The following is a 26495-nucleotide window of genomic DNA, read 5'->3' on the forward strand; positions in this document are numbered from 1 at the left end:
TTGAGTCTTACAATGTAACAACGCTTCCTATTGTCAGCGTTGTAAGTTCGAATTACTAAATTAAAATTTAGATTCTCACTTAAGACTTAAAAGAATTGCTGGTTTGCTTTATACTTAACTTATATTCTGTTCAATTTTCAAAGACCATTTTCTTCGTCGCCCTCAAGCGACTTAATCATTATAACACTTTAAAATTTGTTTGTCAACATTTTTCGACTTTTTAAATCTTTTTTCTTGTTCGTTCCTTTTGTTTGTTTCTCTCGGGAACGAGACTTATCTTAACACTTAAATCATAAATAGTAATTGTATAAATTACTCCTTATATAAAATTACTCCTTTTTTTCTACTTTATTCTCTATATTTCTACATATTTCTATTGTTGATACACCAGGATAAGTTAACTTTTGTTATCATTAATTAAGCCTTCAACCCCTTATATATTCCTTTATATATCATAAAAGGTGAAGAAGTTAACTTCCTCACCTTACTAATATTACATTACTTTTTTAATTTAGCCCTTATAGCATCAGCTACGAATTGTACATTAGTACCTACAATTACTTGAACAGCACCCTTAGTTGGCCTAATTACCCCTCTAGCTCCTAAAGATTTTAACTTCGAATCATTTATAATTCCATTATCTTTAACACTTAATCTTAACCTAGTTACACAGTTATCAACTGTTAATATATTATCTTTTCCACCTAAAGCTTCTATATAACTTACTGCTAACTCATTCATATCACTTGTTTCTATTTTAGTGTTTTTAGTTTCTTCATCTTCTTCTCTACCTGGTGTTGGTATATTAAATTTCTTTATTAAGAATACAAAAACAAAGAAATATAATGCACCTATGCCTAATCCTATCGGGATTATTAATAATGGCTTAGTAGCAATACCAAAATTCAATGCATAATCAATAAATCCTGCTGAAAAACTAAATCCATGTAAAACCCCTAATGATACTGTAACGAACATTGATATACCTGTTATTAATGCATGAGCAATTAATAATAGTGGTGATAAGAAAATAAATAAAAACTCAATTGGTTCAGTTATACCTGTCAAGAATGCTGTAAATGCAAGTGACGCAACTAATCCAATAGTTGCTTTTCTATTTTCTTTTTTAGCGCATACCACTAAAGCTAAGGCAACAGCAACCATACCAAACATCATTACTGGGAAAAATCCTGCTTGATAAATTCCTGCAGTTGGATCTCCTGCAAAGAATCTATTTATATCTCCTGTTTTACCATTATATTCTCCTACAGTAAACCAGAATATATTATTTAAAACATGGTGTAATCCCATTGGTATCAATAACCTATTAAATATTCCAAATATACCTGAACCGATAGCTCCTAATCCAACCATCCACATACCAAATGAATTAATCGCTCCTTGAATAGGCTCCCAAACAAATCCCATTACTACTCCAATAATAAGCATAAATAAAGAAGTCATAATTGGAACCAATCTTCTACCACCAAAGAATCCTAAGAAATCAGGTAATTTAGTGTTTTTAAATTTATTATAAGTATGGCCACCTACTATACCTGCTAAAATACCTCCTAAAGTATCAAATTTTAATGTACTTGCAACTTCTTCTCCAAGTCTAATTCCCCATATTGATTTACTTACATTTACTAATACTAGGTATCCTATAGCTCCTGCTAGTGCTGCTGAACCATTATCATCATCTGATAATCCCACTGCAACTCCCATTGCAAATATTAAAGGTAAATTGTCAAATAAAGCGCCTCCTGCTGCTGATATCCATCCTGCCTCAAAAAATCTTCCTAAAACATCTGGTTGGCCTAATCTCAGCAATAAACCTGCTACTGGTAAAGCTGCTATTGGTAACATTAAAGCCTTACCAATTCTTTGTAAATAAGCTATAACCTTACTTCCCATGATAATTCCTCCTTAGATTTTTATACTAATTTAAGCGAATATAAAATAATACCTTTGGAATAAAAAAAGCCGAAAAGGATATTATATGCTTATAAAACCCTTTTCGGCTCATGCTCAAATAAATGATAACACGCCTAAATTAATATATTTTTAATTACTCGATTATTCTACCACTATATGTTATTGCTTTCAATATATTTTTAAAAGAAATTATTGGAAATTGACCTGAGAATTTCTTTCTATACTATATTTTTTCTATTATTTATTGACATTTATCAATAAGTATATATATAATCATTTTAGACGTGTTACTGTTTAATCAGGCATGAGTCCAAAATGAAAAGGGACTTATGCCTTTTATTTTTAATTAATGGCGTACTTATTTATGTATTTATTACTTCAAATTAATTAATACTATAAATAAGCCAACAAATATGAAACAGAAAGGATGTGGATTCCTGATTATTCAGGAAATAATATGTTTAAATTTTTAAAAAATCTATTTAATTCAGATTCAAAAAATGAAGAAATCGTAGCTACAAATATTAATCCAAATATTCTTGTTGCTCCTGTTTCAGGTAAAGCAATGCCTTTATCAGAAGTTCCTGATCCTGTTTTTGCTGAAAAGTTAGCTGGAGATGGAATGGCTATATTTGCTGAAGGAGACACTGTTGTTGCTCCAGCAGATGGAGAAGTTACTTTAATCTTCAAAACTAAGCACGCATTTGCTATGACTTTAGAAAATGGTTTAGAAATACTTGTTCATATTGGACTAGAAACTGTTTCTCTTGAAGGAGAAGGTTTTGAACAATTAGTTGAACAAGGAACAAAAGTAAAAGCTGGTACTCCTTTAATTAAAATAGATAGAGAATTTATATTAAGCAAAGGTTTATCACTTGCAACACCAGTTCTTATAACAAATGTTGATGCAGCTAAATCAATTACTCCTGTTGAGAGTGGAGAAGTTGTAGCTGGAAAAACTACAGTTGTTAATTTTGAAGTTTAAAAAATTATAAAAAATGGTGAGGAGTATTAAACATTTAAGTTTAATACTCCTCACCATTTTTTATTAATTATTGCAACATATGAAATCTTCTTTAAACTTGTAATTTCTTATTTTACTATTGCTACTCTAAATCTTTCTATGTACATAGCCAAATAAGCTACCTCATCTTCTGATACACTATTAATATCTAGTGCTTTACAAATTATATCTTTAGTTTCCCGAGCAATTTTATAAGATAATCTATATTTTACTTTTATAACATCAATTAAATCATTTTTTGTTGGACTATTAGTTATTATTCTTTCTATGGCAAATCTTATATGTGTTAAGAATCTAGCATAATCCAGAGACTTTCTATCTATTTTTATTTCTAATCTCTTCTCAACATGTTCTATTATAGAATTACTTAAAAAGCTATACTTTATTGTATTTGATAACTTACCATTATTTCTAGCAGAATGAATATGAAGAGCTATAAAACCTTTTTCCCCTTCCGGTATTTCTACTCCTAACTCTTCTTTTATTCTGTTAGCTAATCTACAAGCCATACTAAATTCTCTTCCATATAGAGTTTCTATCTCAACTAAGAAAGGATTTTGAATCTCCTCATTATCCTCTAATCTTCTTATAGCATAAAATAAATGATCTGTTAATCCAACATGAATATTTTCATTTAGCTCCTCACCTAATTCATCAGTAATTTCAGCTATTAGCTCCTCTACTAATACAATTAGCTTAGAATCTACTCTATCTAATATTTCATTAAAATTTCTTTGATTATCTTCATCCTCTATAATAAATACTTTTTCTACTACTATTCCCTTTTCTATTAAGTCCCCTGGCCTTCTCCCAAAGCCTATCCCCTTTTGAAATAATATCTTTTCTTTTCCATTCTCTTTTACAAGTAATATGTTGTTATTAAAAGATTTTACCACTTTAGCATTATTATTTAATATTATTCTGCTCATACTATACGCACCTCTATCCATGCTAAATTTAAAGCTTTTCTAATATCCTATAAAATGTTATATGATCTCTCCAAGCTCCATTTATGAATAAATATTTTTCATTTATCCCTATCTGCTTAAACCCACACTTTATAAGAACTGCTTTAGATCTATCATTATCAATTAAAGCTGAAGCTTCTAATCTATGAAGATCAAGATCCTCTTCTGCATACTTTAATACTAAAGTTAAAGCTTCTGTCATATATCCATTTCCTTGGTAATCTTCATCTAAGGAATAGCCAACTATTCCACTTTTAAATACACCGTATACTATATTAGATATTTTTATTTTACCTATTAACTTATTATCAGTATAAATGCCTAAATCAATTCCAGTACCATTCATAAGATTTTTATAGCTTTCAAGAAGTATATCCTTTTGTGCTTCAATTGTGTAGAAGCTATTATCTCTTGTAGGCTCATAACAACTTAAATGCTCTTTATTTTTTATATAATAAGCTAATAATTCTTCTGCACAATCAGGAGTAAAACTCTTTAAATTTATTCTGTTACCTTTTAAATTAATAACATAATTTCTTTGTTTACTATTAAATTCACTCCTATTAATTCCAAAACTCAACTCATCTATAAATACTCCATTTAAAAATATATTTTCAGTAAATATAGCTTCTAAAGTGAATCCTAAGTCTAAGAAAACCTTATAATTTATATTTTCATCTACTATTATATTAGCCTTATAAATTGTTCCGTCCTTAAAAATAGTTCTTAATATAGTTAATATAGTTTCTCTTAATAAATCCTGTTTATTTTCTTTAAAGAACTTTAACTTAATATTACATCTTTTATTATCTTTATCTATTTCAACTATAGTAAACCTTCCTATAAATATATTAGTTCTATCTTTGATTTTATAATCATTTAGACTTCCTTTAACTAATTCTATGGTTACTTCTTTATTTTCATTCATAATATTATCTCCTAAGTTGAATATGTTTACTATTATATCTATTATAACGATAAAAGCATAATTTACACAATATATTATACTAGACTAATTAATTCAAACATAATAATTAATTGCTTTCATTATTATAATTATCTTTTCATATATTTAATATTATTATATATTGAGGAAATTTTATTATAATTTTAAGACCTATAAAAAAATAAAAAAAGAAGAAGTATATAAAAGCTATGAAGCTACTTTTAGTGAAAAAGACATATATAATAAACCTATTTCTAACACTAAGATCTCACTTACAAATTTATTTGGGCAAATTATTGGTGATAATATAATTATTGATATATTATTTAAATAAATATACTTAATCCTTATTTAAGATGTATAATATAGAATAAATAATAAATCATATAGTAAGGAGAGTGATATGATGAAAAAAATAGTTTTAGCTGGTGGCTGCTTTTGGGGAGTTGAAGAATTCTTATCTAGACTTAATGGAGTTATTTCTACAGAAGTTGGCTATGCCAATGGAAGAACTGAAAATCCAACTTATGAAGATGTATGCTATAAAAATACTTACTTTGCTGAAGTTTGCTTAGTTGTATATGATGAACATATTTTATCATTAGAAAACATCTTAAAAGAATACTGGTCCATAGTAGATCCAACTTCTTTAAATAGACAAGGACCTGATGTAGGAAGCCAATATAGGACTGGAATATATTATTTAGATGAAAGTGATTTAAATATAATATTAAAAAGTAAAGAGGAGAATCAAAAAAATTATTCTGAAAAAATCGTTACTGAAGTAGTTCCTCTAATTAATTATTATAAAGCCGAAGAATATCATCAAAAATATTTAAAGAAAAATCCAAATGGTTATTGTCACATAAAATTATAAAATAAAAAAATGAAATTCTATGTAAATTATTTATTTTTACATAGAATTTCGTTTTAAAGAATTTATATATTTAATTACTTATTTCTTTTATTATATAAGAATAATTGTGTAAGAAGCCCTATTAATCCTACTAGCATTATACATAATCCTGGTATTCCAATATATTTTTGTCCTATTATAATCATTGATAAAAATACTATAAAGACAATAATATTAATAACAATCCTTATTATGCTATTCATATATTACATCACCATCCACTTAATTTCACCTGGTTTTAAAGTAATATTAACCATATTACCATTACCATCGTAGACATTAGTATCTTGTTCTTTATTTGTATTATTTAGAATTGCATATTTATTAATACTTGGATAAGCATGAACTTCACAATATAAATTATCTGCATACCATTTTTTAAACTCTTCTTCCTTATGTGCAGAATAATATAGAGATCTCATTAATAAACGTGTATTTTGTTCTGAATATGGAAGTCCAGCAATATATACGCATCTTCCTCTACCATATTCATTACTCGCTATATTTACTTCCCCATTATTATATGCAATTATTTTAGTTGATGCTTTTGTTGCATATATGTTTTTCATTCCCTCACCGAAATCAAATTCTTCTACCTTATCTTCCTTAATAAAATGTTTCTCTACTTCATTATGGAAATACTTATCTGTATGTAGAGTAAATCCTAATTCTTTATCTACACCAAAAGCATCTGCTAATTGGAAGAAATGTCCACCATTTTCAACTGCTGTTGGCTCACCAATTCCAACAAAACCTCCACCATTATAAATCCATTCTCTTATTATTGATATAAATTCTGAATCTTTCCATACATCTCCACCTGAAAAAGCTGTATGTGCATCTCCAGCATTAATTATTACATCAATATCTTCAGGAACTCCCTTTTCTTTTATTTCATCAAAGCTTATAAATGTTACATCTACACTAGCTCCACTTAATGACTCTAACATTCCATTATAAGAATATATTTGTTTACACCATAAAGCATGAGCAACCATATAAGTATGCCAGCTTCTTAATTTCCCCCAACTATTTAAAATAGCTACCTTTAACCCACAATATGGAGCTACATCATGTATATTTTCATAAATCTCTCTAAATTCATCACAAGTTTTTTCTATATAATCCACAAATTTAGGGAACTTATAAGCTAAACTTGGGTACCCACCATACCCTATACGATCAATTGGCTTTCTCATAATAGCACGTCTTGCACTTAACCAATTATCAATAGCTTCTATTGTAGGATCATTTCCTTCATAGAAAGTGTCTGGAAAGAAGTATGGTAAAAATCTTCCTTCATGATACTTAACACCTGGAATATCTCCTATTAAACGAAGGGTTGCTCCACCACCAACACTTCCAACTACTGCATCTAATCCAATTTTAGAGAAGTACTTTCCATAAGGTTCTGTTCCTATCCAATTATCTCCAAGGAACATCATAGCTTCCTTTCCTGCTTCATGTGTTAATTCAACTAAATCCTTAGCTGTTTTATATACAAACCTTTGTTGGAAATCTATATAATCTAAATACTCTTTTGTTGGAACACAAAATGTTGAATTATAATACCCATTTTGAACAAAAACTTCTGGTCTTAATCTATATTTATATTCTTCTTCAAAGGCTAAAATAGCTTCAGTAGAAACACTTGCTCCATATCCACACCAATCAACAAACTTTTCTTTAGCTAAGTTATTAAATATTAATGTGAAATGGTAGAAAAATGTTGTAAAACGTACTACATCTGTATCAGGGTTATCTTTTAACCATTGCTTTAAATATTCAAAAATATATTTGTTTGAATTTGGCTTCCTTACATCAAATGGTATATCATGTGGTACATCTCCCCAATTATTTGTAATATGATTATACATTTGTGTTGGATCCCATAATATATATGCAAGGAAAGAAACTGTATACTCATGGAATTTTTCACAATTATATATTTTAACTACATTGTTATTTTTATCATACTCCCAATTCTCTGAAGTAATAACCTTATTAGTAGTTCTATCTATTACTTCCCACCAAATTTTAGGATCATGATTATAGTCTGCTTTTATTTGTTGATCATAATATGATTCTAAGAAACTTATTTCTAAAGTATTAGATGTAGCTAGTTTATAATTGCTCATTAAGTATATTTGCTGACATTCATCCATATGCTTTTCAGCAAAATCATTATGTCCACGTGAAACAAAATATGTTGTATAAATTTTTGCATCTAACTTTTTAATATCATCGCTAAGCTTTGTTCCATCACTATCACGAATAGCATCAGCACCCCAACGTGCTAATAATTCCTTTGTTTCCTTTAGAAAATTGCTTTCACTTGGTAATGTAACTCTCCCTCTTGTCTTTGCCATAATAATCCTCCTTAATCCTTTAATCCACCTAAGCTCATACCTTGCGTAAGTTTCCTTTGTACTAAAATATATAAAACTAATGTAGGTATCATTACAATTACTAGACCTGCATACATGATTCCATAATTAGTTGCTGTCTTTTCAACGGCCATTAAATTTTGTAATCCAACTGGTAAAGTCTTATTATTTGTAGTCATTAATGTAAATGCAATTATATATTCATTCCAAAAAGCTAAGAAGTTAAACAATATAACTGTAATAATACTTGGCCTAGCCATTGGAACCATAATTTTTATCATAGTTTTAAAATATCCACATCCATCAATTAAAGCTGCTTCTTCATAAGACTTAGGTAGTGTTTGAAAATAACCTTTTAATAGATATATTGTAAATGGTAGATGAGTTGAAGCATAAACTATTGCTAAAACCAATCTATTATTTAAAAAGAATCTTACATCAAAAAATCTATTTGCAGCACTTAGCATTAAAAATATTGGAACAACAATATAATTAACATTAACAAATAAACCTGCCATAAATCCTGTACTTAAAAATTTTTTACCTTTAAACTCAAATCTAGCTAAACAATAAGATGCTGGTAGAGCTACCATTAATAAAATACTAAGTGCTACAGAAGTAACAATTACTGAATTTAATAAGTACTCTCCCATTTTTGCTTTACCAAAAGCAATTGTAAAGTTTTCCCAAATTAATTCTTTAGGAAATGCAAATGGATTAACATCTTTTCCAACGAATTCTGCATTAGACTTAAGACTCGCCATAAATACCCACGCAACTGGAATAATTATTGAAATTGCTAGAATTATCAAGGCAATATAAATGAATATTTTGTATATATTTTGGTTTCTACCTGCTTTTTTAATATCTTTCATATTTTACCTCCTAATACTCTAACACTTCACGTTCAGTTATCTTGTTAATTACTGCAGATAAAATGAATGAGAATGAGAATACTGCTACTCCAATAGCCATTCCATAACCATAAGCAGATGACGTATATGCTTGTTTATACATATAACTTAAAAATACTTCAGTCTGTCCATTAGGTCCACCACCAGTCATAATTTGAACCATTAGAAAGCTTAAATTTATTGTACTAATAACAAAGAATGTCAATGTTGTACGAATATTATTCCATATAAGAGGTAGTGTAATTACAAAAAATTGCTTTATTTTACTTGCTCCATCTAAACTTGCAGCTTCATAAAAACTATCTGGAATTGAAGCAATACTTGCCATATACATTACCATATAATATCCAATAGCCTGCCAAATTAAAGCAAAAATTAATGAGTAAATTACTATACTTGGATTGCCCATCCACATTTGCTTTAAGTTATCTAATTTTAGGAATCCTAACATACTATTTAAAAGTCCTGCTTGTGGATCATAAATAGCTCCAAAAATAGCTGAAATAACTACAATACTTAATATATTGGGTATATAAAATATTACTCTAAAAAAATCTCTTCCTTTGAAGTTCTCTCTAGATAATATTGATGCAAAAAACACTGCAATAGCAAGAGTAGTAATTGTTACAAGAGTAATAATTAATATTGAATTTTGTATAGATTGTAGAAAGTTTTGATCTTTAATTAAAATCTCAAAATTTCTAAATCCTTGAAAGGTTTTATTATTAGAAAGCCCTCCCCATTTATATAATGACATTCTAAACACATTAAATGTAGGTATTGCCATAAATATTGTTACAAGTACTACAGCTGGAGTCATACAAGCAATAATAAATCGTCTCTGCGACTTCCTTTTATTCATTTTACTAACACCTCTTTTCAAATAAACGGTGAGTTATTATTACTCACCGCTTAATTTCCTAACTATTTATACTGCTATTTTAAGTTTTCTCTACATTTTTTGAATGTATCATTTAATTGAGCTTTCCATTGTTCTGCAGTCATTGAACCGTTAATTACTGAATCTACAGCACCATATACAGATTTCTTGAAGTCTAATCCTTCAATTGTATTAGTTGTAGCCCAGTTTCCTAAAGCAGGTAATACGCCCTTTTGTTCATATATGCTATAGAATAATTTCATATCACCATTAAGCTTGTTAACAATTCCTTTAACTGGTTGAACAAGCGGAGCTGATACCATTTCACCCTTCTTATTTTTAGCCTTATTATTGATCATAAGGTCAACTGCTTTATCTGAATATAAGAACTTTATAAATTCTTTAGCATCATCTTGGTTTTTAGCTTCTTTTGGAACCCATACTTGTTCAAAGAATGTATAAGCATAACGATCTCCACCTGCTTCATATGCTGGCAATGGTATGAAGCCCCACTTAAAGTCTTTTGGAGTAGATTCTGCCATTTCTCCAACTACCCAGTTACCATTAGGCATGAATGCAGCTTGTCCATCAATTACAGCTTGTTGATTCTTCTTAAATCCACCGTCACTGTTTGCATTTGCTACTGTTAAATCCCAAGTGTAAGTAGCTAATTTAGCAATTGTATCTATTACAAGTTGTCCTTCTTTAGAATTCCAAGTATTAGCATCATATTCTAATGCCTTCTTGTAATAATCAGATCCACCAGCTTGATATAACATTGCAAATAGTGTTCCATCTAAATATCCAGCTTGAGGATAAGTGAATAAAGCTTTACCTTCTGCTTTTAACTTATCTCCATATGCCCACATTTCATCCCATGTAGTTGGAACCTTTCCATCTGGGAATTTAGATGCATCATACCATAAACCAGTTGGTGAATAGAAAATTGGAGCTAAATATGTTTTTCCATCTCCATATGGTTGTGTAATTGCATTTTCTGCAAATCCATCTGCCAATTTGCTTTTTAGATCTCCTGTGAATACATCTGAAATATCTGCTAAAGCATTTTCTTTAATCATTGTTTCAGTAAACCCACTCTTTTGTCCCATGTTGTAGTAAACTACATCAGGATATTGTCCATCTAACATTTGAGGACGTAATTCTTCATCTAGCTTTGAAGAAAGTTGTAATTGGATATCAACATCTTGATTTTCCTCTTCAAAAGCCTTCTCAAGATTTCTCCAAATGTCTCCACCATTTCCCCCTTCAAATGCTGCTACTTTTAAAACCCTTTTTTCATCTTCAGTTTTACTTACGTCAGTGGATTTAGTACTACATCCTGCAAATGTTGTAGCAGCCATAAGTGCTACTAATGACATACATAATAATTTCTTCATAAACTCATTCCCCTTTTTATTTTTATAATTTGGTGTTTTTATAAAATTAAAAGTTTATTACAAATTAAGTATATTATTAGGTAAACGTTTTATCTATAGCAATATTGTCATGTTTTATAAACATCTTGCTTTTAACAAAAAAAGAATAAAATTACTTTTATTCCATATTTGTGTGTAAGTAATTAATTTGATATAATTAATTTAAAACATTTTCATAGAAATTATTTTTTAAGAAGGAAGGTTTAAACATGAAAAAACCGAATATTATATTATTAATGTGCGATCAATTCCGTGGTGACTGTTTATCCTTTAAAGGTCATCCTGATGTTAAAACTCCTTATTTAGATACACTTGCATCAACAGGTGCAAGCTTTGATAATACTTATTCATCTTGCCCTAGTTGTATTCCTGCTAGAGCTGCTCTATTTACTGGAAAAAGTCAAAAAAATCACGGTAGAGTTGGATATGAAGACGGAATCCCTTGGAATTATGATCATATGCTTGCTGAAGAATTATCTAGTAATGGCTATCAAACTCAATGTATTGGAAAAATGCATGTAGATCCTCCACGATTATCTTGTGGTTTCAATAATGTTAAGCTTCATGATGGATATTTAGGCTATTATAGAAGTAATTTAATACCTCACTATCAGCATCAAGAAGTAACAGATGATTATTTATATTACTTAAAAAATATTGAAGGACAAGCTGCTGATTTTAATGCAACAGGTCCAGAATGTAATTCCTGGATTACTCATCCATGGATATATGAAGAGAAGCTTCATCCAACAAATTGGGTAGTAGACGAAAGTATCCGTTTCTTAAAGACTAGAGATCGTACAAAGCCATTTTTCTTAATGAGCTCCTTTGTTCGCCCTCATCAGCCTTTTGATGCCCCTAAAAATTATTTTGATATGTATAAAGATAAAACTCTAAGAGAACCAGCTATGGGTGATTGGATAGATAAAACCCTAACAGAAAAATATGGGCATATAAAAGATTCAATTTATGGTTGTAAAGATAAAGATCTTCGTCATGAAGCTATGTGTGGATATTATGCCTGTATAACACATATTGATCACCAAATAGGAAGGCTCATCACATCTCTAATGGAGGATGGAACCTTTGATAATTCTATTATTTTATTTCTATCTGACCACGGTGAGCTTTTATTCGATAATAATCTATATCGTAAAGTTTTCCCTTATGAAGGAAGCACTCATGTACCTCTAATTATTCATGTGGGTAATAATATAAAACATAAACCACCTTTTAGAAGTGATACTCTTGTTGAGCTTAGAGACATTATGCCTACTATTTTAGATTTTGCAGGAATTAAAATCCCTAATGGGGTTGATGGTTTCTCACTAGCCCAAGAGATATATGGAAATAAAAAAAATAATCGTGAATATTTACATGGAGAACACAGTTTCCATTCTAATTTATCAAATCATTTTATTGTTACTACTAGAGATAAATTTATATGGTATAGTGAAAAGAATGAAGAACAATACTTCAATTTAAAAGAAGATCCTAGAGAAGAACACAACTTAATAAATAATATTTCTTATAAAGATCGTATTGATTATTTGAGAAAATGTCTTGTTAAAGAATTAGTTGGAAGAGAAGAAGGTTATAGTGATGGAATTAATCTAAAAGATGGTTGCACTCCATTAAATTCTTTATCTCACATATTATAGATATTCCAATATTAATCTGACCTATATGTTATACTATAATTAAATAACTATATAGAATGGAGATTTAAGATGAGCAATACTAGATATTTTATTAGTAAAAATAATTGTAACCCTAACTATGAATTATTATATATTAGTAAATCAAAATTTGAAAATGATTGGCATAGTACAGCTCATTTTCATCCATTTACAGAAATATTTTTTATAACTGATGGAAAAGGAGCTTTTTATTTAAATGATCAGATAGTAACTGTTAATAAGTGGGACCTAATTATAATTAACTCAAATTGTTTACATACTGAAAAATCTTCCCTATCAGATGTTCCACTTGAATATATTGTTTTAGGTGTAAATAATCTATTATTAAATTTTCCAGAATCCTATAGCTTAACTGATAATGATAAACAAATTAAATTATACGAAATTATTAATTTTGCTAAGGATAAAGATATAATTTTAAATTATTTTAATAACCTAATAAAGGAAATAGAAAATAAAGATTTTAATTATGAGGTAGTGTGCAAAAGTATATTAACTATATTCATAACATACATTATTAGAAGTAAAAACTTACTTCTGTTTACAGAAGAATCTAAAGAAAAGTTAAATTTAGAATGTATAAAAATAAAGAACTATATAGATTCCCATTATTCTGAAAATATAACCTTAGATTTTTTATCAAATATATCTTATATGAATAAATTTCACTTAGTTCATACATTTACTAAACAAATTGGTTTATCTCCAATTAATTATACAATAAATAAACGTATACAAGAATCAAAAAACTTACTTACATCCACAAGTTATTCAATTAGAGATATTGCATCTATTGTTGGTTTTTCAAACTCATCATATTTTAGTCAAATGTTTAAAAAGATTGCTGGAATGACACCTAAAAAATATAGAGATGATTTTTTAAGTGTAGAAAAAACTATATAATAAAGGAGCTGCAACCACAGCCCCTTATTATATAAATATTAATATTTATAGCTTACAAATGTAAAATTACTTAATATAATTTCATTATATTAATTTATATCCAATATAGATTTAATTACTTCTCCTCCTAAAATCATTCCAGCTACTGGAGGAACAAAGGATACACTTCCAGGTACTTGTCTTTTAGTCTTAACAAGCTTTGTGCTATCTTTTGATGTATCTTCTGCTTCTAATGGTACTATCTTCTCTCCACTTGGCTTCATTGGTTTTTCTTCTGAATATACTACTTTAAGTTTTTTAACTCCTCTTTTTTTAAGCTCATATCTCATAACCTTTGCCAAAGGACATACCCTTGTATCATATATATCAGCTACTTTAAATTGAGTTGGATCAAGTTTATTACCAGTACCCATTGAAGCTATTAAATTAATTCCTTTTTCATAACAATATTCTGCTAATGCTATCTTTGCAGTAACTGTATCAATAGCATCTATTACATAGTCCACATCATCAGGAATTAATTCTTTTAAGTTTTCAGGCGTAACAAAAATCTGATGAGTTATCACATTACAATTTTTATTTATAGAAAGTATTCTTTCCTTCATAACATCTACTTTATTTTTATTTACTGTATTATGTGTGGCATGAATTTGTCTATTTAGATTAGTAATACATACAGTATCATCATCTACTAATATTAATGTACCTACTCCTGCTCTAGTTAAAGCTTCTACTGCAAAGCTTCCCACTCCACCAACACCAAATACCATTACTTTTGCATTTTTTAATTTTTCTATTCCATCAGCTCCTACAAGAAGCTCTGTTCTAGAAAATGGATGTTGTATCATTGATTTCTCTCCTTTATATATCTTGTGTTTTACAAAAATATTTAAATTTAATATATCTTATTTTAGACTATTCTTAATTTATTAACAACAATATTTTTTTAGTTTTAAATATTTAATATATCTTAAGTGAAAATAACAAATTATATATTTTATTTAAATAATGTAGATAATATGATAAGATATTAAAAGATTTAAGTTATGTAAAGCATAAATTTAAGGAGGATAATTTATGGTATTAGGAATTATAAGTGCAATGACTGAAGAATTAGAGCTTCTTCTAAAGGATATGGATATTAAAGAAGAAACTAAAAAAGCTAACATGACTTTTTATAGAGGAAGTTTAGAAAATAAAGACATAATTGCCGTTGTTTGTGGAATTGGTAAAGTTAATGCTGCAGTTTGCTCACAAATATTAATTTCTGAATTTAATGTAGATTCTATAATTAACGTTGGAGTTGCTGGTGGAATTGGTAAAGATATTTATCCTGGGGATGTTGTAGTTGCTACTAATTTAGTTCAACATGATATGGATACCACAGCCTTTGGAGATCCTCATGGGCAAATTCCAAGGTTAGACACCTTTGATTTTAAGTGTGATGATGCTTTAGTTAAGGCTGCATTAGACTCTTGCGAAGAAATTAAAGAAATAAATACTTTTTCAGGTAGAATAATTTCTGGGGATCAATTTATTTCAAGTGTGGATAAAATCAAATGGTTTGAAAAGGAATTTAATGCTATGGCATGTGAAATGGAAGGTGCAAGTATAGCACAAGTTTGCTATCTAAATAATATTCCATTTGTAGTTATTAGATCAATTTCAGATAATGCTAATAATGGTGCTCATATGGATTATGAAAAATTTATTCCAATAGCTGTTAGTAATTCAACTAAAATATTAATGAACATGATTAAAAAACTTTAAAAATATAGGTAAAATAACATAGTGCCTGCTCCGTCGCAAGCTCCAAGTCGCGACACCATGTTATTTTACCTATTTATCCTGAAGGTAATAATTCCTCATTCTTCGGAATTATACAAATATAGTATATAATTTTTTATATATTATACTATATTCTTTTCTTTCATTTCTTCGTCGCAGGCTCCAAGTCGCAGTAATATAATATTTATCTCTTTCTACACTAAAGGTAATAATTCCTCATTCCTCGGAATTATGAAAATTTAGTATGTAATTTTTTATATGATTATAATATAATCTTTTCTTTTATTTAATCGTCGCAAGTTCCAAGTCAACGCAATATTACATTTTTAACCTAGAAACTAAATATAATAACTTATCTTCTAACTTTTCTTATTAAATGCGAAAAACTTCATAAATATAAATGTTATTGGTACACCAATAATGGCTGCTAATCCATAAGCAATTAGCTTATATATACCCATAATATTAAATACTATTAAAACTATTATATTTTGAATTACGAAATTAGGTATATATGATATAGTAAACTTAACAAATTTATTAAAATCTAATCTTTCTTTAAATGTTACATAACTATTTAGTATATATGAAATTATTAACCCTGAAATATATCCAAATATAAAGGCTATATTTTCATTAAAAAAAATTGAATATATATAAGAAAAGATAACTCCATTAAAGGTATTAATGATTCCAATAATAACAAAAATTATAAATTGTTTTGAAAAAAATATATTCTTAAATTTGTTAATTAAATATTCCATAAACTATTTAACTCTTTCTTCAGTATTTATAAGCTTATTTGCAATAATGAATCTGGGTCTTTGCTTGGTTTCATTGTATATTTTACCTATGTATTCACCAATTACACCAAGTGATAATAATTGTATTCCACCAATCATCCAAATTGAAATAGTTAATGATGCCCATCCATCTTTTGTATTTCCAATAAATTTAACTATTAAGGAATATATTAAAGCTATGAGACTAAGTATAAATATTAAAAAACCTAATCCTGTAATTATCCTTATTGGTTTAATACTAAATGAAGTTATTCCATCCCAAGCAAATGCAAGCATCTTTTTAAAAGGATATTTTGATTCTCCTGCAAATCTTTCATATTCTACCACTGAATATCTATATCCTATTAAAGGGACTATTCCTCTTAAAAATAAATTTACTTCTTTAAATTCACTTAAACCTTCTAAAGCTATTCTACTCATTAGTCTATAGTCTGCATGATTATAAATTACCTCTACTCCAAGACTACTCATAAATCTATAAAACCCAAGAGCTGTTGCTCTCTTAAAAAAAGTATCTGTCTTCCTAGAAGATCTTACACCATATACTACATCATTCCCCTTATAATATTCTTCTATAAATTTATCTATAACTTCAATATCATCTTGTAAATCTGCATCTAATGATATTACCATATCTGAATATTCCTTAGCTGTCATAAGTCCAGCTAACAAAGCATTTTGATGACCTTTATTTCTAGATAAATTAATTCCACTAAATATATTATCTTGATTATAAAGTGCTTCAATTATTGGCCATGTTTTATCCTTTGACCCATCATTTACAAATAATATTTTACTTTCTTCTGATACTAAACCACTACTAATCATACCCTTAAGCCTATCAGACAATCTTTTTGCAGTTTCATATAAAACAGCTTCTTCATTGTAACAAGGAACTACTAAATATAAAATTTTGCTCATTATTAACCCTCCATAAAGTTCTTACTTTATTCCAAAGTAATTATTCTTTATAATCTTTTCTCCTATTTCATAAGACTTTAGCATATGTTCCATTTCTTCCTTATTTTTCACGTTTCCCTTAATCTCATTCCCCTTTATAATTGTTGCATCTCTATTAGTATTTACTAGCACTCTTCCCATAGATGTATTCATATACTTTTTTTTATCAACACCAAGTAAATATAAAACAGTTGTTGGGATATCAACTTGTCCACCATTTACATTTATAACATTAGATTTTATATCTTTTGAATATATAATTAGTGGTATTCTATTATCATATTCCTTCCACCAATTCCCTTCATAATCTAAGTCCTTTATATCATCATTATAATATTTATGAACACCAGCATGGTCTCCATATATTACAACCATAGTATTATCTAGGATTCCCTTTTCATCTAATTCAATAAAAAATCTCTCTATTTGTTTATCAGTGTAGAGAACACTTTCAAAATAACCTCCAAGATAACTCTCATCTATCTCTTTAGGTAGCTCCAACTCCCTATATTTTTTATCAATATTAAAAGGCCCATGATTAGATAATGTTGGAGATTGGAAGAAGAAAGGTTCATCTACATTTTCTAACTTATTAGCTACTTGTGTAAAAAAACTTCTATCAGATAATCCGTATCCTACAGTTTCTTCATATATATAATCACCTATATCCCATAAGTTTTTAACTCCGAATCCATTCTTATGAATCTCAGTCCAATTAAATTCACCTATTTCCTCAGCATGGGATGATATTGTATTATATCCTTCCCCTTCTAATATTCTAGGCAGGGAATTACTATAAGTATTTTCTCCATAATTCAAAGCTGTTATCTTATCTCCCAATGGATAAATTGAAGTATTAACCATAAAATCACAATCAATACTATTCCCAGCATTATTTTGTTCATAAATATTTGTAAAATATAATCCCTCTCTTGCAAGTTTATTTAAAAATGGTGATATTTCTTTTCCGTTTACACTCTTATTTATTACAAAGTTCTCTAGAGACTCAACTTGTATAAAAATAACATTTTTTCCTTTTTCAATTCCACTATATTCATTTGGCTCTAATTCTTCTTTATTATATGATAACCAATCTTCTATCTCTGACTTTTCATCTGTTAACAATGGATTTAATACTTTAGATATAGTTCTACCAGATTCAATAAGATGGTATCCTATAGGTCCTGATGCTCTTGCAGACATTAATGTATTCCATCTCTTTGTAAGGATTCTATTTTCCCATCCTCCAAAGCTTAAAATATCTATTAAGAAAAAAGATATTATTAATATAATAATGGCATAACTATTAGTTAGTAAAAACCTTTTTACTCTTCTACTATCATTACCTGTTGGTTTTTTGATAATTGCATAAATAATTATAAAAACAATATCTACTATAAATAATAAATCTATAGCTCTGAATTGGTATAAAGATTCTCCTATAGGATTAAATGTACCTATATAAAACACATTTTTCAATCCTAAGAAATCTCTATTTACTCTAAAATACCATAAGTCCATAATTAATAAGACGCTATAAAATATATTAACGAAAATATAATAAATAAGTTGATTATTCCTTTGAAACAAATATCCAATTGAATAAAATAATAATATAAAAGCTAAATATACAAAAATGAATTTGAAACTTATATTATTTATTTTAATTGTATCTGCAGAATTTACTTCTAATAAAGCCATAAACAAAAGTGACTTAATTAACATATCTATAATTGTTGCAAATCTAAATTTACTTATCTCAGTAGAAAATATTCCTTTTCTATAGCTCCTAATATATTTAATAAACTTATTCTTTATTTCTTTAATACCCATATCAAATTTGCTCCAATCCTAATGTCTAAAAAATACTTTCTTCTTAATAAAATCAATGAGATTAAAAAGAATATAAAATGTACTTGTAAGGATTAAAATATCAAATACAAAGTTAAACAAATATAATTGCTTTGCAGTATCTGCCTGTCCATTACCTACATAGGGCATTGGAAATTGTATAGCTCCTATCAACACTAGTCCCCATAATAATACTATCTTATCTTTTACCTCTCTATTTGATTTATTTTTTACAAACTCTATTGCTGAAACTACAAATATGCTTATAAAGACAGTAATTATAAACCATAATTTCTTAGGGAATTTATCCTCTCTAAAATCAGACCAAGTTGTAAATCTGTTAAATTCTATTAATGGTTCTTCACTGTCAGCTCTATAACCCTTACCTAGAGAGGTGCTTGTTATAAACGCTTTTCCAGCTGTATATTGCATTCCTTCTATCAATCTTTTTGGATGAGTCAAATAAAACTTTGCTAATTTTCCATTACCAATCTTACTATAGAACTCCTCTTCAGTAATTGGAGTTCTAGGTACATATTTTACATATTCACTTGCATCTAAATATGAGTGTTTTCCTGCCTCACTAGTCATGTCTGGATTAAGTCCTAAATCTATTAAATCCTGCCTTGGAGTTTTAGATCCATTAAGAACTCCGTAAAATACAGAATTATACTGTGTATCTTTACTTATATTTTTATTTACCATATTTATTTGAATTGGATATATTATTATAATTATTAAAAATACTGTTAACAATTTTAATTTGTTAGGTTCTAAAATTCTCCTATTATCCCAAAGTATTTTACCTAAGAGTATTATTATAAATGGCAACGTAGTTAATACCTGCATTTTAGATCCTAAGAACATAAATGCTGAAATATACACAAAAAGTATTTTTAATCCAATGTTCTTTTCAGTATATTTACACTTAATATAGTATAAAAATGCTGCTAAAAATAACAATAATGTACTTAACATCATTGGCTCTCCATATAAACTATTAAACCAAACTATATAATTTCCATCCATAAATACAAAAATACTTAATAAAGCTATAATAAACAGCTTATAGTTACTTTTTACATTCAAATTCTTTAATATAATTGCTATTGAAGATATATAAATTATTGCATATGCAATTGCAATATATTGTGTCTTAAACACTTCTTGTCCAAGTAACTTACAGATAAAATTAATAAAGGTAATTAGGTAGCCCATACTAGAACCAAATATACCGATTAATAAAGTATATATATTTATATTTATCTTATAATCAGTAACTATATACTGATAAAATCTTTTAAAATCTGGATTCGCTTTATCCGATTCTAGAAGTGACAATCCTACTGAATTCATAACTCTGTCAAAATCCCCTTGATCTGCTACTCCAACTTGAGGATATTTAAATAATATATAATATATTAATCCAATTGAAAATATAATAAATATACATAATATATATTTCGTGTATTTATTTTGATCATTTTTCTGTAATTTCATTCAAAACTTCCCCCAATATTAATTTACATTTACTTAATTCTATCATTTTTATGGTTATATATGTATTATTTTAAATTATTATTAAAATACTATAAAATATTAACATAAAATTATATTATTGTAAAATAAAGATGCTTGCTATGACTTATGGTATTAGTGCTGATAGTAAAGTATAAAAAAGAGATATTAACTTACATAATACTGTGTTAAGTAAGCTAATATCTCTTTTTGTTTGTAACTATAAACTAATCTCGACAAATCTAATATTTTTTCTTAAAAGTAATAACCTTCAACATTTAGTCTACTAGCCATTCTAATTTAAGACATTACTTGAATGAAAAATGGAATTCCATAAGATATAATGGTCATTATTATTGTTGCTATTATTAATCCAATAAAGATTGATAAAGATGCCTTTTTAATTTCTATTCCTAATAATGCTGCTATTAGTGCACCTGTCCATGCACCTGTTCCTGGAAGAGGTATTCCAACAAATAAAGCAAGTCCCCAAAATTCATATTTTTGAATTTGATCACTTTTTGCCATTGATTTACTTTCTAGTTTCTCAACCATAGGTCTAAGTAAACTGGTTTTTTTCATCCAATTAAATATTGGTGTAATAAAAAATAAAATGAATGGAATAGGAACTATATTACCTAAAATACATATAACTATTGCTTTAACTACTCCAATTCCTAATAATGAAGCTGCAATCAATCCACCTCTTAGCTCTAAAATCGGTACCATTGATATTATAAAAGATACCATCTCCTTTGGCATAAAACTTAATGTACTAGTAAACCAATTAATTAACGAATCTACCATAACTTACTCCTTATACTATATTTATTTTCATAAATTTCTATTTTTCATACATATATAAGATTATCTAATAAATCCATATTATTCAAGAGATATTTTCTGAATATTTATGAAATATTCTTCTTTTATGTTTAAAATTCATACTACATAATATTTATTTATTACTGTAAAAAAATAAACTCAGATATACTGAGCTTATTTAATAAAATTAATTATATATTTTTTATTTAAATAACTAAAACTTATGAATAAACAAACCACTTCTAGGCTTTGGTTCAAACCAAGTTGATTTTGGTGGCATAATTTCTCCACTATCTGCAATTGCCATTATATCTTCAGTAGTAGTTGGATACATTGAAAAACTTACTTTCATATCTGTATTAGCTCTTCTTTCAAGTTCCTTTAACCCTCTTATACCTCCAATAAACTTAATTCTTTTAGACTTTCTTGGATCGTCTATTCCAAGTATAGGTCTTAATAAGCTATTTTGAAGGATTGATACATCTAATCTATCTACAGGATCTTCTGGATTAAATATGCCCTCTTTTGCCTTTAATAAATACCACTTATGATCTATATACATACCAAAAGTATGCTTTACTGCTGGCTTAACTTGCTCACTGCTTTCAGATACTTCAAATTTTTCTTTTACTTTTTCTAAAAATTCTTCTGTAGAAAGTCCATTTAAATCTTTAACAGTTCTATTGTAATCTAAAACTTCTAATTCACTATCTGGATATGATATTGATAAGAAGTAATTGAACTCTTCTTCTCCAGTATAATTTTCTATTTCTGCTCTCTTTATATGACCCACCTTAACTGCTGAAGCTGATCTATGGTGTCCATCTGCAATATATAAATATTCTACTGATTTAAATAACTCTTCTAAATTATTTACTATACTTTCATCATCTATAACCCAAACAGTATGCTGTACTCCATCATCAGCTATAAAATCATACACAGGTTCTTTCTTAACCCATTCATTTACTATATTTGAAATTCTCTTATCTTCTCTATAAGTTAAGAAAATTGGACCAGTATGAGCTTCACACTTATAAACATGATTAATTCTATCAATTTCTTTATCTTCTCTTGTTAACTCATGTTTTTTAATTATATTTTTACTATAATCATCTATTGATGCACAAGCTACCAGCCCTGTTTGACTTCTACCCTTCATAACCTGTCTATAAACATAATAGTTTGGCTTATTATCTTCAATATATAATCCAGTATCTATCATTTTATCTAAATTTTCTTTTGCCTTCTCATAAACTCTGTCATCATATATATCTATATCTACAGGTAAATCTACTTCTGCCTTATCTACATGCAAAAATGAATAAGGATTATCTTTTACCATCTCTCTAGCTTCATCACTATCCATTACATCATATGGTAATGCAGCTATTTTATCTACAAGTTCACTTATAGGCCTTATAGCCTTAAAAGGTCTAACTACTGCCATAATACTCCTCCTATATTTATCTTAGTTAAAAAAATCCTTAATTACTGAAACTACTTCATCACCAATTCTTTCTTGAGCTTCAATTGTTGATGCTCCAATATGAGGTGTGCAGCTAACTTTTGGATGATTAACTAAAGCTTCATTTGTAGTTGGTTCTACTTCAAAAACATCAATTCCTGCACCTGCAATTTTGCCGCTATCTAAAGCTTCTAGTAAAGCTTCTTCATCTACAACTTTTCCTCTTGCACAATTTATTAAATATGATCCATCTTTCATTATTGCCAATTCTTCTTTTCCTATTAATGAACCTTTGGTTTTATCATAAGGTACATGAAGAGATATAAAATCAGATTCTTTTAATAAATCTTCTAAATCTAAGAATTCATAATCTACACCATCTATTTTGCCAAAAGCATCACTATATATTACTTTCATTCCTAAAGCAGTTGCTTTATTAGCTAAAGATCTACCTATTCTACCCATTCCTACAATACCAAGAGTTTTTCCACTTAATTCAATACCTTCATATTTCTTTTTATTCCACTCACCATTTCTCATAGTAAAATTAGAAATCCCAATAAATCTTGCGACTGCAAACATATGAGCTAAAGCAAGTTCAGCTACTGAATCTGAGCTAGAATTTGGTGTATTTCTTACAGCTACCCCACATTCATTTGCTGCTACTAAATCTATATTATCTATTCCAACACCTGCTCTAATTATTAATTTTAATCTTCCACCCTTAGCAGCCTCTAAAACCTCTCTAGTTACCTTAGTAGCTGATCTTATAACTAAAGCATCATAATCTTTAAGCGCTTCTCCTAATTCTTCCTTATTATAGTGTCTATCTATAACTTCAAAACCCAAGCTTACAAGCTTGCTTAATGCCTTTTCTTGTAGTCCATCACTAATTAATATCTTATTCATTTTTATACCCCCTGAAAATCAATGTAAAATTAAGAATGTAGAATGTAAAATTAAAGAAGAAACTCCTTTAGGAGTTTCTAAATTTATATTTTCAGTAAATTTATTCAAGTTACATAAATAATTCTTAACTTTAATTTTTTAGCTGCTTAGACAGCTCCTTATATTTTCTTTTAATACTTATTGCTTAATATATTTTAAATTTATTCTAAACCTAAAATATCATTTATATTACTTAAAAGTTCTTGAATATCTTCCATTTGGCAATCTGCCATATGAGCTATTCTGAAAGTCTTATCTTTTAAGCTTCCATATCCGTTAGAGATTTGGAATCCCCTATTACCTAACTCTTTATTTAAAGCTGCAACATCTATACCCTTAGTATTTTTAATATTTGTTAATGTATTAGATAAATAGTTTTCATCTGGAAATAATTCAAAATGTTTTTTAGCCCACGCTCTTACTACCTTAGCCATTTCTATATGTCTTGCAAATCTATTTTCTAAACCTTCTTTATTTAATATATAGTCTAGTTGATAGTCAAGTGCATACATATGTGATAGTGATGGTGTTGATGGATATTGATAATCCTTCTTTTGAATATATTTATATAAAGCTAGAAGGTCTAAATAAAAACCTCTATTTGGTACCTTTTCAGCTCTTTCTTTAGCCTTGTTTGAGAATGTACATACAGCTAGTCCTGGAGGCAATCCTAGTGCCTTTTGGCTAGATGTTATACATACGTCAATTCCCCACTTGTCCACTTCTATTTTGCTACCAGCTGCTGAACTTACAGTATCTACTATAAACACTACATCAGGATATTTCTTTACTACTTCGCCAATTTCTGCAATTGGATTCATAACACCAGTTGATGTTTCATTATGTGTTACTGCAACTAAATCATATTTTCCTGTTGATAATTCTTTATCAACCATCTCTGGAGTAACAGCTTTTCCCATTTCTACTTCAAATAAATCTGCTGGAACATTATTAGTAGTTGCCATCTCATACCATCTTTTTCCAAATGCCCCTACGGAAAATACAGCTGCCCTCTTTGCTGTACACGATCTTATGGCTCCTTCCATAAGTCCACTACCAGAAGTAGTTGACAAAAGTATCTCACTTTCTGTAAAAAATAATTTTCTTAAATTATCACTAATTCTTCTTTGAATTGCAGAAGCTTCTTTGCTTCTGTGTCCAATCATAGGTTTCGCCATTTGCTCTAATACATCTGGTCTTACCTCAACTGGACCTGGAATAAATAATTTTTTATGCATATTCTTCTCCCCCATTATAAATTTTTATTAATTATTGCTTATTACTTATTGCTTATTTTTATTGTTAATTTTACTACTTTTTCGTAAGATTAACAACTATTTTATTAAATATTTAGAATATTCTTTGGTTTTTTATTAATGATTTCCATAATTTTTCTTTTGTTAAATAAAAATATATTTTTATTATCATTTTATGCAAATATTCTATACTTGCTCACTATTATTTTCCTTTAGTAAATCTCTAATTTCTGTTAGTAATTCTTGCTCTACTGTTAACTTTGGTTCTTCAACTACAGGCTCTTCTTTAACTTCTTCATTCTTTCTATTTAACTTTGCAACTACCTTTATAAATATAAATATTGATAAAGCTATAATCAAAAAATCTACTACATTTTGAATAAATAAACCATAGTTTAATGTAACTGCTGGAGTTTCCCCTACTGCTGGCTTTAATACATAAACTAAGTCTTTAAAGTCAACGCCTCCTGCTATAGCTCCAATTGGTGGCATTATTATATCCTGTACTAAAGATGATACTATTTTATTAAAAGCACCCCCAATAATAACACCGATAGCTAAATCTAGCACATTTCCTTTTAATGCAAACTCTTTAAATTCTGATAAAAATTTTTTCCCTTTACTAGTCATTTTATATTCCTCCTATCTATTCTTCAAATATTAATATTGACTCTGTTTCCCTGCAATATTTAACACATTTACATTGCCCTAAATGCCTTGGACACTTATAACATAAACAACTTTTATCATCTCCATTACAAGTTTTCTTGTATTCTGGGCAATAATTACAATTAACTCCATTTCCTGCTGGCACCTTACCATCTCCTTTATATGCTTTTATATGGATATTTTAACATATAATTTATAAAATAGTAGTAACCTCTTTATTGTATACTCATATATTAATCTCATAAGAAGCTTTTCACTCATTAATTTTTTTTAAACTTCTAACTCCCATCTATATAAACTTTGGGGAACTATTTTGTTCCCTCTCTCGTGCAAAAAAGGAGATTTATTAAACTACTCCATAAAAAATAAAAAATATAATGCTAGTTTCTAAGCCGCAAGG

General features: G+C 28.1%; 24 protein-coding genes. 5 read left to right on the plus strand and 19 right to left on the minus strand.

Annotation, left to right across the window (positions count from 1 at the left end; genetic code table 11):
• Positions 1–498: 498 nt before the first annotated feature.
• A complete protein-coding gene (nagE, locus tag ACQRD5_RS08725) occupies positions 499–1914 on the minus strand; it encodes an N-acetylglucosamine-specific PTS transporter subunit IIBC (RefSeq protein ID WP_291629491.1) in 1416 nt (471 codons plus the stop codon).
• Between the two features lie 478 nt (positions 1915–2392).
• Between nagE and ACQRD5_RS08730 the strand changes: the two genes are divergently transcribed.
• Positions 2393–2920: a PTS sugar transporter subunit IIA gene (locus ACQRD5_RS08730; protein WP_291629493.1), complete on the plus strand. Its 528-nt coding sequence runs from the start codon at positions 2393–2395 to the stop codon at positions 2918–2920.
• A 107-nt stretch (positions 2921–3027) separates the two neighbouring features.
• Here ACQRD5_RS08730 and ACQRD5_RS08735 read toward each other — a convergent pair whose 3' ends face one another.
• Together ACQRD5_RS08735 and ACQRD5_RS08740 are read right to left on the minus strand one after the other, a co-directional pair.
• Positions 3028–3888, minus strand: coding sequence for a BglG family transcription antiterminator (locus tag ACQRD5_RS08735; RefSeq protein WP_291629495.1), 861 nt, complete (start codon positions 3886–3888; stop codon positions 3028–3030).
• Between the two features lie 28 nt (positions 3889–3916).
• Entirely contained in the window at positions 3917–4855 is a 939-nt protein-coding gene (locus ACQRD5_RS08740) for a GNAT family N-acetyltransferase (RefSeq protein WP_291629498.1), read from the minus strand.
• 424 nt (positions 4856–5279) lie between these two features.
• Between ACQRD5_RS08740 and msrA the strand changes: the two genes are divergently transcribed.
• The gene (gene msrA, locus ACQRD5_RS08745; RefSeq protein WP_291629548.1) at positions 5280–5750 is read left to right on the plus strand and encodes a peptide-methionine (S)-S-oxide reductase MsrA; all 471 of its coding nucleotides are present in this window, start codon (positions 5280–5282) and stop codon (positions 5748–5750) included.
• Positions 5751–5824: 74 nt separating this feature from the next.
• Here msrA and ACQRD5_RS08750 read toward each other — a convergent pair whose 3' ends face one another.
• The 5 genes from ACQRD5_RS08750 to ACQRD5_RS08770 all read right to left on the minus strand — a co-directional run bounded on the left by ACQRD5_RS08750 (position 5825) and on the right by ACQRD5_RS08770 (position 11367).
• Positions 5825–5992 carry a DUF6903 family protein gene (locus ACQRD5_RS08750; protein WP_291629500.1) on the minus strand — a complete coding sequence of 56 codons (168 nt, stop codon included), beginning with the start codon at positions 5990–5992 and terminating at the stop codon, positions 5825–5827.
• Between the two features lie 3 nt (positions 5993–5995).
• Complete coding sequence (gnpA, locus tag ACQRD5_RS08755; RefSeq protein WP_291629501.1) at positions 5996–8158, minus strand: 1,3-beta-galactosyl-N-acetylhexosamine phosphorylase; 2163 nt, start codon at positions 8156–8158, stop codon at positions 5996–5998.
• 11 nt (positions 8159–8169) lie between these two features.
• Complete coding sequence (locus ACQRD5_RS08760; protein WP_291629503.1) at positions 8170–9051, minus strand: carbohydrate ABC transporter permease; 882 nt, start codon at positions 9049–9051, stop codon at positions 8170–8172.
• Between the two features lie 10 nt (positions 9052–9061).
• The gene (locus tag ACQRD5_RS08765; RefSeq protein ID WP_291629505.1) at positions 9062–9952 is read right to left on the minus strand and encodes a carbohydrate ABC transporter permease; all 891 of its coding nucleotides are present in this window, start codon (positions 9950–9952) and stop codon (positions 9062–9064) included.
• A 74-nt stretch (positions 9953–10026) separates the two neighbouring features.
• Positions 10027–11367 carry a carbohydrate ABC transporter substrate-binding protein gene (locus tag ACQRD5_RS08770; protein WP_291629507.1) on the minus strand — a complete coding sequence of 447 codons (1341 nt, stop codon included), beginning with the start codon at positions 11365–11367 and terminating at the stop codon, positions 10027–10029.
• A 248-nt stretch (positions 11368–11615) separates the two neighbouring features.
• Between ACQRD5_RS08770 and ACQRD5_RS08775 the strand changes: the two genes are divergently transcribed.
• Positions 11616–13067, plus strand: a complete 1452-nt coding sequence (locus ACQRD5_RS08775) for an arylsulfatase (RefSeq protein WP_291629509.1) — start codon at positions 11616–11618, stop codon at positions 13065–13067.
• A gap of 69 nt (positions 13068–13136) precedes the next feature.
• Positions 13137–14009, plus strand: coding sequence for an AraC family transcriptional regulator (locus tag ACQRD5_RS08780; RefSeq protein ID WP_291629510.1), 873 nt, complete (start codon positions 13137–13139; stop codon positions 14007–14009).
• An 89-nt stretch (positions 14010–14098) separates the two neighbouring features.
• Here the strand turns inward: ACQRD5_RS08780 and ACQRD5_RS08785 are convergent, their stop codons facing one another.
• Positions 14099–14857 carry a tRNA threonylcarbamoyladenosine dehydratase gene (locus ACQRD5_RS08785; RefSeq protein WP_291629512.1) on the minus strand — a complete coding sequence of 253 codons (759 nt, stop codon included), beginning with the start codon at positions 14855–14857 and terminating at the stop codon, positions 14099–14101.
• Positions 14858–15086: 229 nt separating this feature from the next.
• On the opposite strand from ACQRD5_RS08785, the gene ACQRD5_RS08790 reads away from it, so the two are divergent.
• Entirely contained in the window at positions 15087–15779 is a 693-nt protein-coding gene (locus ACQRD5_RS08790) for a 5'-methylthioadenosine/adenosylhomocysteine nucleosidase (protein WP_291629513.1), read from the plus strand.
• 377 nt (positions 15780–16156) lie between these two features.
• Here ACQRD5_RS08790 and ACQRD5_RS08795 read toward each other — a convergent pair whose 3' ends face one another.
• From ACQRD5_RS08795 to ACQRD5_RS08840, 10 genes are all read right to left on the minus strand, one after another.
• The gene (locus ACQRD5_RS08795) at positions 16157–16561 is read right to left on the minus strand and encodes a GtrA family protein (RefSeq protein WP_291629515.1); all 405 of its coding nucleotides are present in this window, start codon (positions 16559–16561) and stop codon (positions 16157–16159) included.
• Between the two features lie 3 nt (positions 16562–16564).
• Positions 16565–17521 carry a glycosyltransferase family 2 protein gene (locus ACQRD5_RS08800; protein ID WP_291629517.1) on the minus strand — a complete coding sequence of 319 codons (957 nt, stop codon included), beginning with the start codon at positions 17519–17521 and terminating at the stop codon, positions 16565–16567.
• 21 nt (positions 17522–17542) lie between these two features.
• Positions 17543–19393: an LTA synthase family protein gene (locus ACQRD5_RS08805; RefSeq protein ID WP_291629520.1), complete on the minus strand. Its 1851-nt coding sequence runs from the start codon at positions 19391–19393 to the stop codon at positions 17543–17545.
• An 18-nt stretch (positions 19394–19411) separates the two neighbouring features.
• A complete protein-coding gene (locus ACQRD5_RS08810; RefSeq protein WP_291629521.1) occupies positions 19412–20911 on the minus strand; it encodes a hypothetical protein in 1500 nt (499 codons plus the stop codon).
• 318 nt (positions 20912–21229) lie between these two features.
• On the minus strand, positions 21230–21736 hold the full coding sequence (locus tag ACQRD5_RS08815; protein WP_291629523.1) for a COG2426 family protein: 507 nt from the start codon (positions 21734–21736) through the stop codon (positions 21230–21232).
• A gap of 232 nt (positions 21737–21968) precedes the next feature.
• On the minus strand, positions 21969–23204 hold the full coding sequence (locus ACQRD5_RS08820) for a DUF1015 domain-containing protein (RefSeq protein ID WP_427746730.1): 1236 nt from the start codon (positions 23202–23204) through the stop codon (positions 21969–21971).
• A 21-nt stretch (positions 23205–23225) separates the two neighbouring features.
• On the minus strand, positions 23226–24131 hold the full coding sequence (locus ACQRD5_RS08825) for a D-2-hydroxyacid dehydrogenase (RefSeq protein ID WP_294167453.1): 906 nt from the start codon (positions 24129–24131) through the stop codon (positions 23226–23228).
• Positions 24132–24331: 200 nt separating this feature from the next.
• Positions 24332–25408 (minus strand): pyridoxal-phosphate-dependent aminotransferase family protein, encoded by a 1077-nt coding sequence (locus ACQRD5_RS08830; RefSeq protein WP_294167454.1) that lies wholly within the window; start codon positions 25406–25408, stop codon positions 24332–24334.
• 204 nt (positions 25409–25612) lie between these two features.
• Positions 25613–26056: a large-conductance mechanosensitive channel protein MscL gene (gene mscL / locus ACQRD5_RS08835; RefSeq protein ID WP_294362246.1), complete on the minus strand. Its 444-nt coding sequence runs from the start codon at positions 26054–26056 to the stop codon at positions 25613–25615.
• 16 nt (positions 26057–26072) lie between these two features.
• The gene (locus ACQRD5_RS08840) at positions 26073–26240 is read right to left on the minus strand and encodes a hypothetical protein (protein WP_291629532.1); all 168 of its coding nucleotides are present in this window, start codon (positions 26238–26240) and stop codon (positions 26073–26075) included.
• Between the last annotated feature and the right edge of the window lie 255 nt (positions 26241–26495).

It is taken from the genome of Clostridium sp. SGI.024, from assembly GCF_050315195.1.
Lineage (GTDB): Bacteria > Bacillota > Clostridia > Clostridiales > Clostridiaceae > Clostridium.

What these genes read in the sequence shown, in the direction of transcription:
- nagE (WP_291629491.1), bottom strand. Translation starts at nt 1,914, where the DNA reads ATGGGAAGTAAGGTTATAGCTTATTTACAAAGAATTGGTAAGGCTTTA.
- ACQRD5_RS08750 (WP_291629500.1), bottom strand. Translation starts at nt 5,992, where the DNA reads ATGAATAGCATAATAAGGATTGTTATTAATATTATTGTCTTTATAGTA.
- ACQRD5_RS08760 (WP_291629503.1), bottom strand. Translation starts at nt 9,051, where the DNA reads ATGAAAGATATTAAAAAAGCAGGTAGAAACCAAAATATATACAAAATA.
- ACQRD5_RS08825 (WP_294167453.1), bottom strand. Translation starts at nt 24,131, where the DNA reads ATGAATAAGATATTAATTAGTGATGGACTACAAGAAAAGGCATTAAGC.
- ACQRD5_RS08805 (WP_291629520.1), bottom strand. Translation starts at nt 19,393, where the DNA reads ATGGGTATTAAAGAAATAAAGAATAAGTTTATTAAATATATTAGGAGC.
- ACQRD5_RS08830 (WP_294167454.1), bottom strand. Translation starts at nt 25,408, where the DNA reads ATGCATAAAAAATTATTTATTCCAGGTCCAGTTGAGGTAAGACCAGAT.
- ACQRD5_RS08780 (WP_291629510.1), top strand. Translation starts at nt 13,137, where the DNA reads ATGAGCAATACTAGATATTTTATTAGTAAAAATAATTGTAACCCTAAC.
- ACQRD5_RS08800 (WP_291629517.1), bottom strand. Translation starts at nt 17,521, where the DNA reads ATGAGCAAAATTTTATATTTAGTAGTTCCTTGTTACAATGAAGAAGCT.
- ACQRD5_RS08765 (WP_291629505.1), bottom strand. Translation starts at nt 9,952, where the DNA reads ATGAATAAAAGGAAGTCGCAGAGACGATTTATTATTGCTTGTATGACT.
- ACQRD5_RS08815 (WP_291629523.1), bottom strand. Translation starts at nt 21,736, where the DNA reads ATGGTAGATTCGTTAATTAATTGGTTTACTAGTACATTAAGTTTTATG.
- ACQRD5_RS08730 (WP_291629493.1), top strand. Translation starts at nt 2,393, where the DNA reads ATGTTTAAATTTTTAAAAAATCTATTTAATTCAGATTCAAAAAATGAA.
- mscL (WP_294362246.1), bottom strand. Translation starts at nt 26,056, where the DNA reads ATGACTAGTAAAGGGAAAAAATTTTTATCAGAATTTAAAGAGTTTGCA.
- msrA (WP_291629548.1), top strand. Translation starts at nt 5,280, where the DNA reads ATGAAAAAAATAGTTTTAGCTGGTGGCTGCTTTTGGGGAGTTGAAGAA.
- ACQRD5_RS08775 (WP_291629509.1), top strand. Translation starts at nt 11,616, where the DNA reads ATGAAAAAACCGAATATTATATTATTAATGTGCGATCAATTCCGTGGT.
- ACQRD5_RS08795 (WP_291629515.1), bottom strand. Translation starts at nt 16,561, where the DNA reads ATGGAATATTTAATTAACAAATTTAAGAATATATTTTTTTCAAAACAA.
- ACQRD5_RS08810 (WP_291629521.1), bottom strand. Translation starts at nt 20,911, where the DNA reads ATGAAATTACAGAAAAATGATCAAAATAAATACACGAAATATATATTA.
- ACQRD5_RS08740 (WP_291629498.1), bottom strand. Translation starts at nt 4,855, where the DNA reads ATGAATGAAAATAAAGAAGTAACCATAGAATTAGTTAAAGGAAGTCTA.
- gnpA (WP_291629501.1), bottom strand. Translation starts at nt 8,158, where the DNA reads ATGGCAAAGACAAGAGGGAGAGTTACATTACCAAGTGAAAGCAATTTT.
- ACQRD5_RS08790 (WP_291629513.1), top strand. Translation starts at nt 15,087, where the DNA reads ATGGTATTAGGAATTATAAGTGCAATGACTGAAGAATTAGAGCTTCTT.
- ACQRD5_RS08820 (WP_427746730.1), bottom strand. Translation starts at nt 23,204, where the DNA reads ATGGCAGTAGTTAGACCTTTTAAGGCTATAAGGCCTATAAGTGAACTT.
- ACQRD5_RS08770 (WP_291629507.1), bottom strand. Translation starts at nt 11,367, where the DNA reads ATGAAGAAATTATTATGTATGTCATTAGTAGCACTTATGGCTGCTACA.
- ACQRD5_RS08785 (WP_291629512.1), bottom strand. Translation starts at nt 14,857, where the DNA reads ATGATACAACATCCATTTTCTAGAACAGAGCTTCTTGTAGGAGCTGAT.
- ACQRD5_RS08735 (WP_291629495.1), bottom strand. Translation starts at nt 3,888, where the DNA reads ATGAGCAGAATAATATTAAATAATAATGCTAAAGTGGTAAAATCTTTT.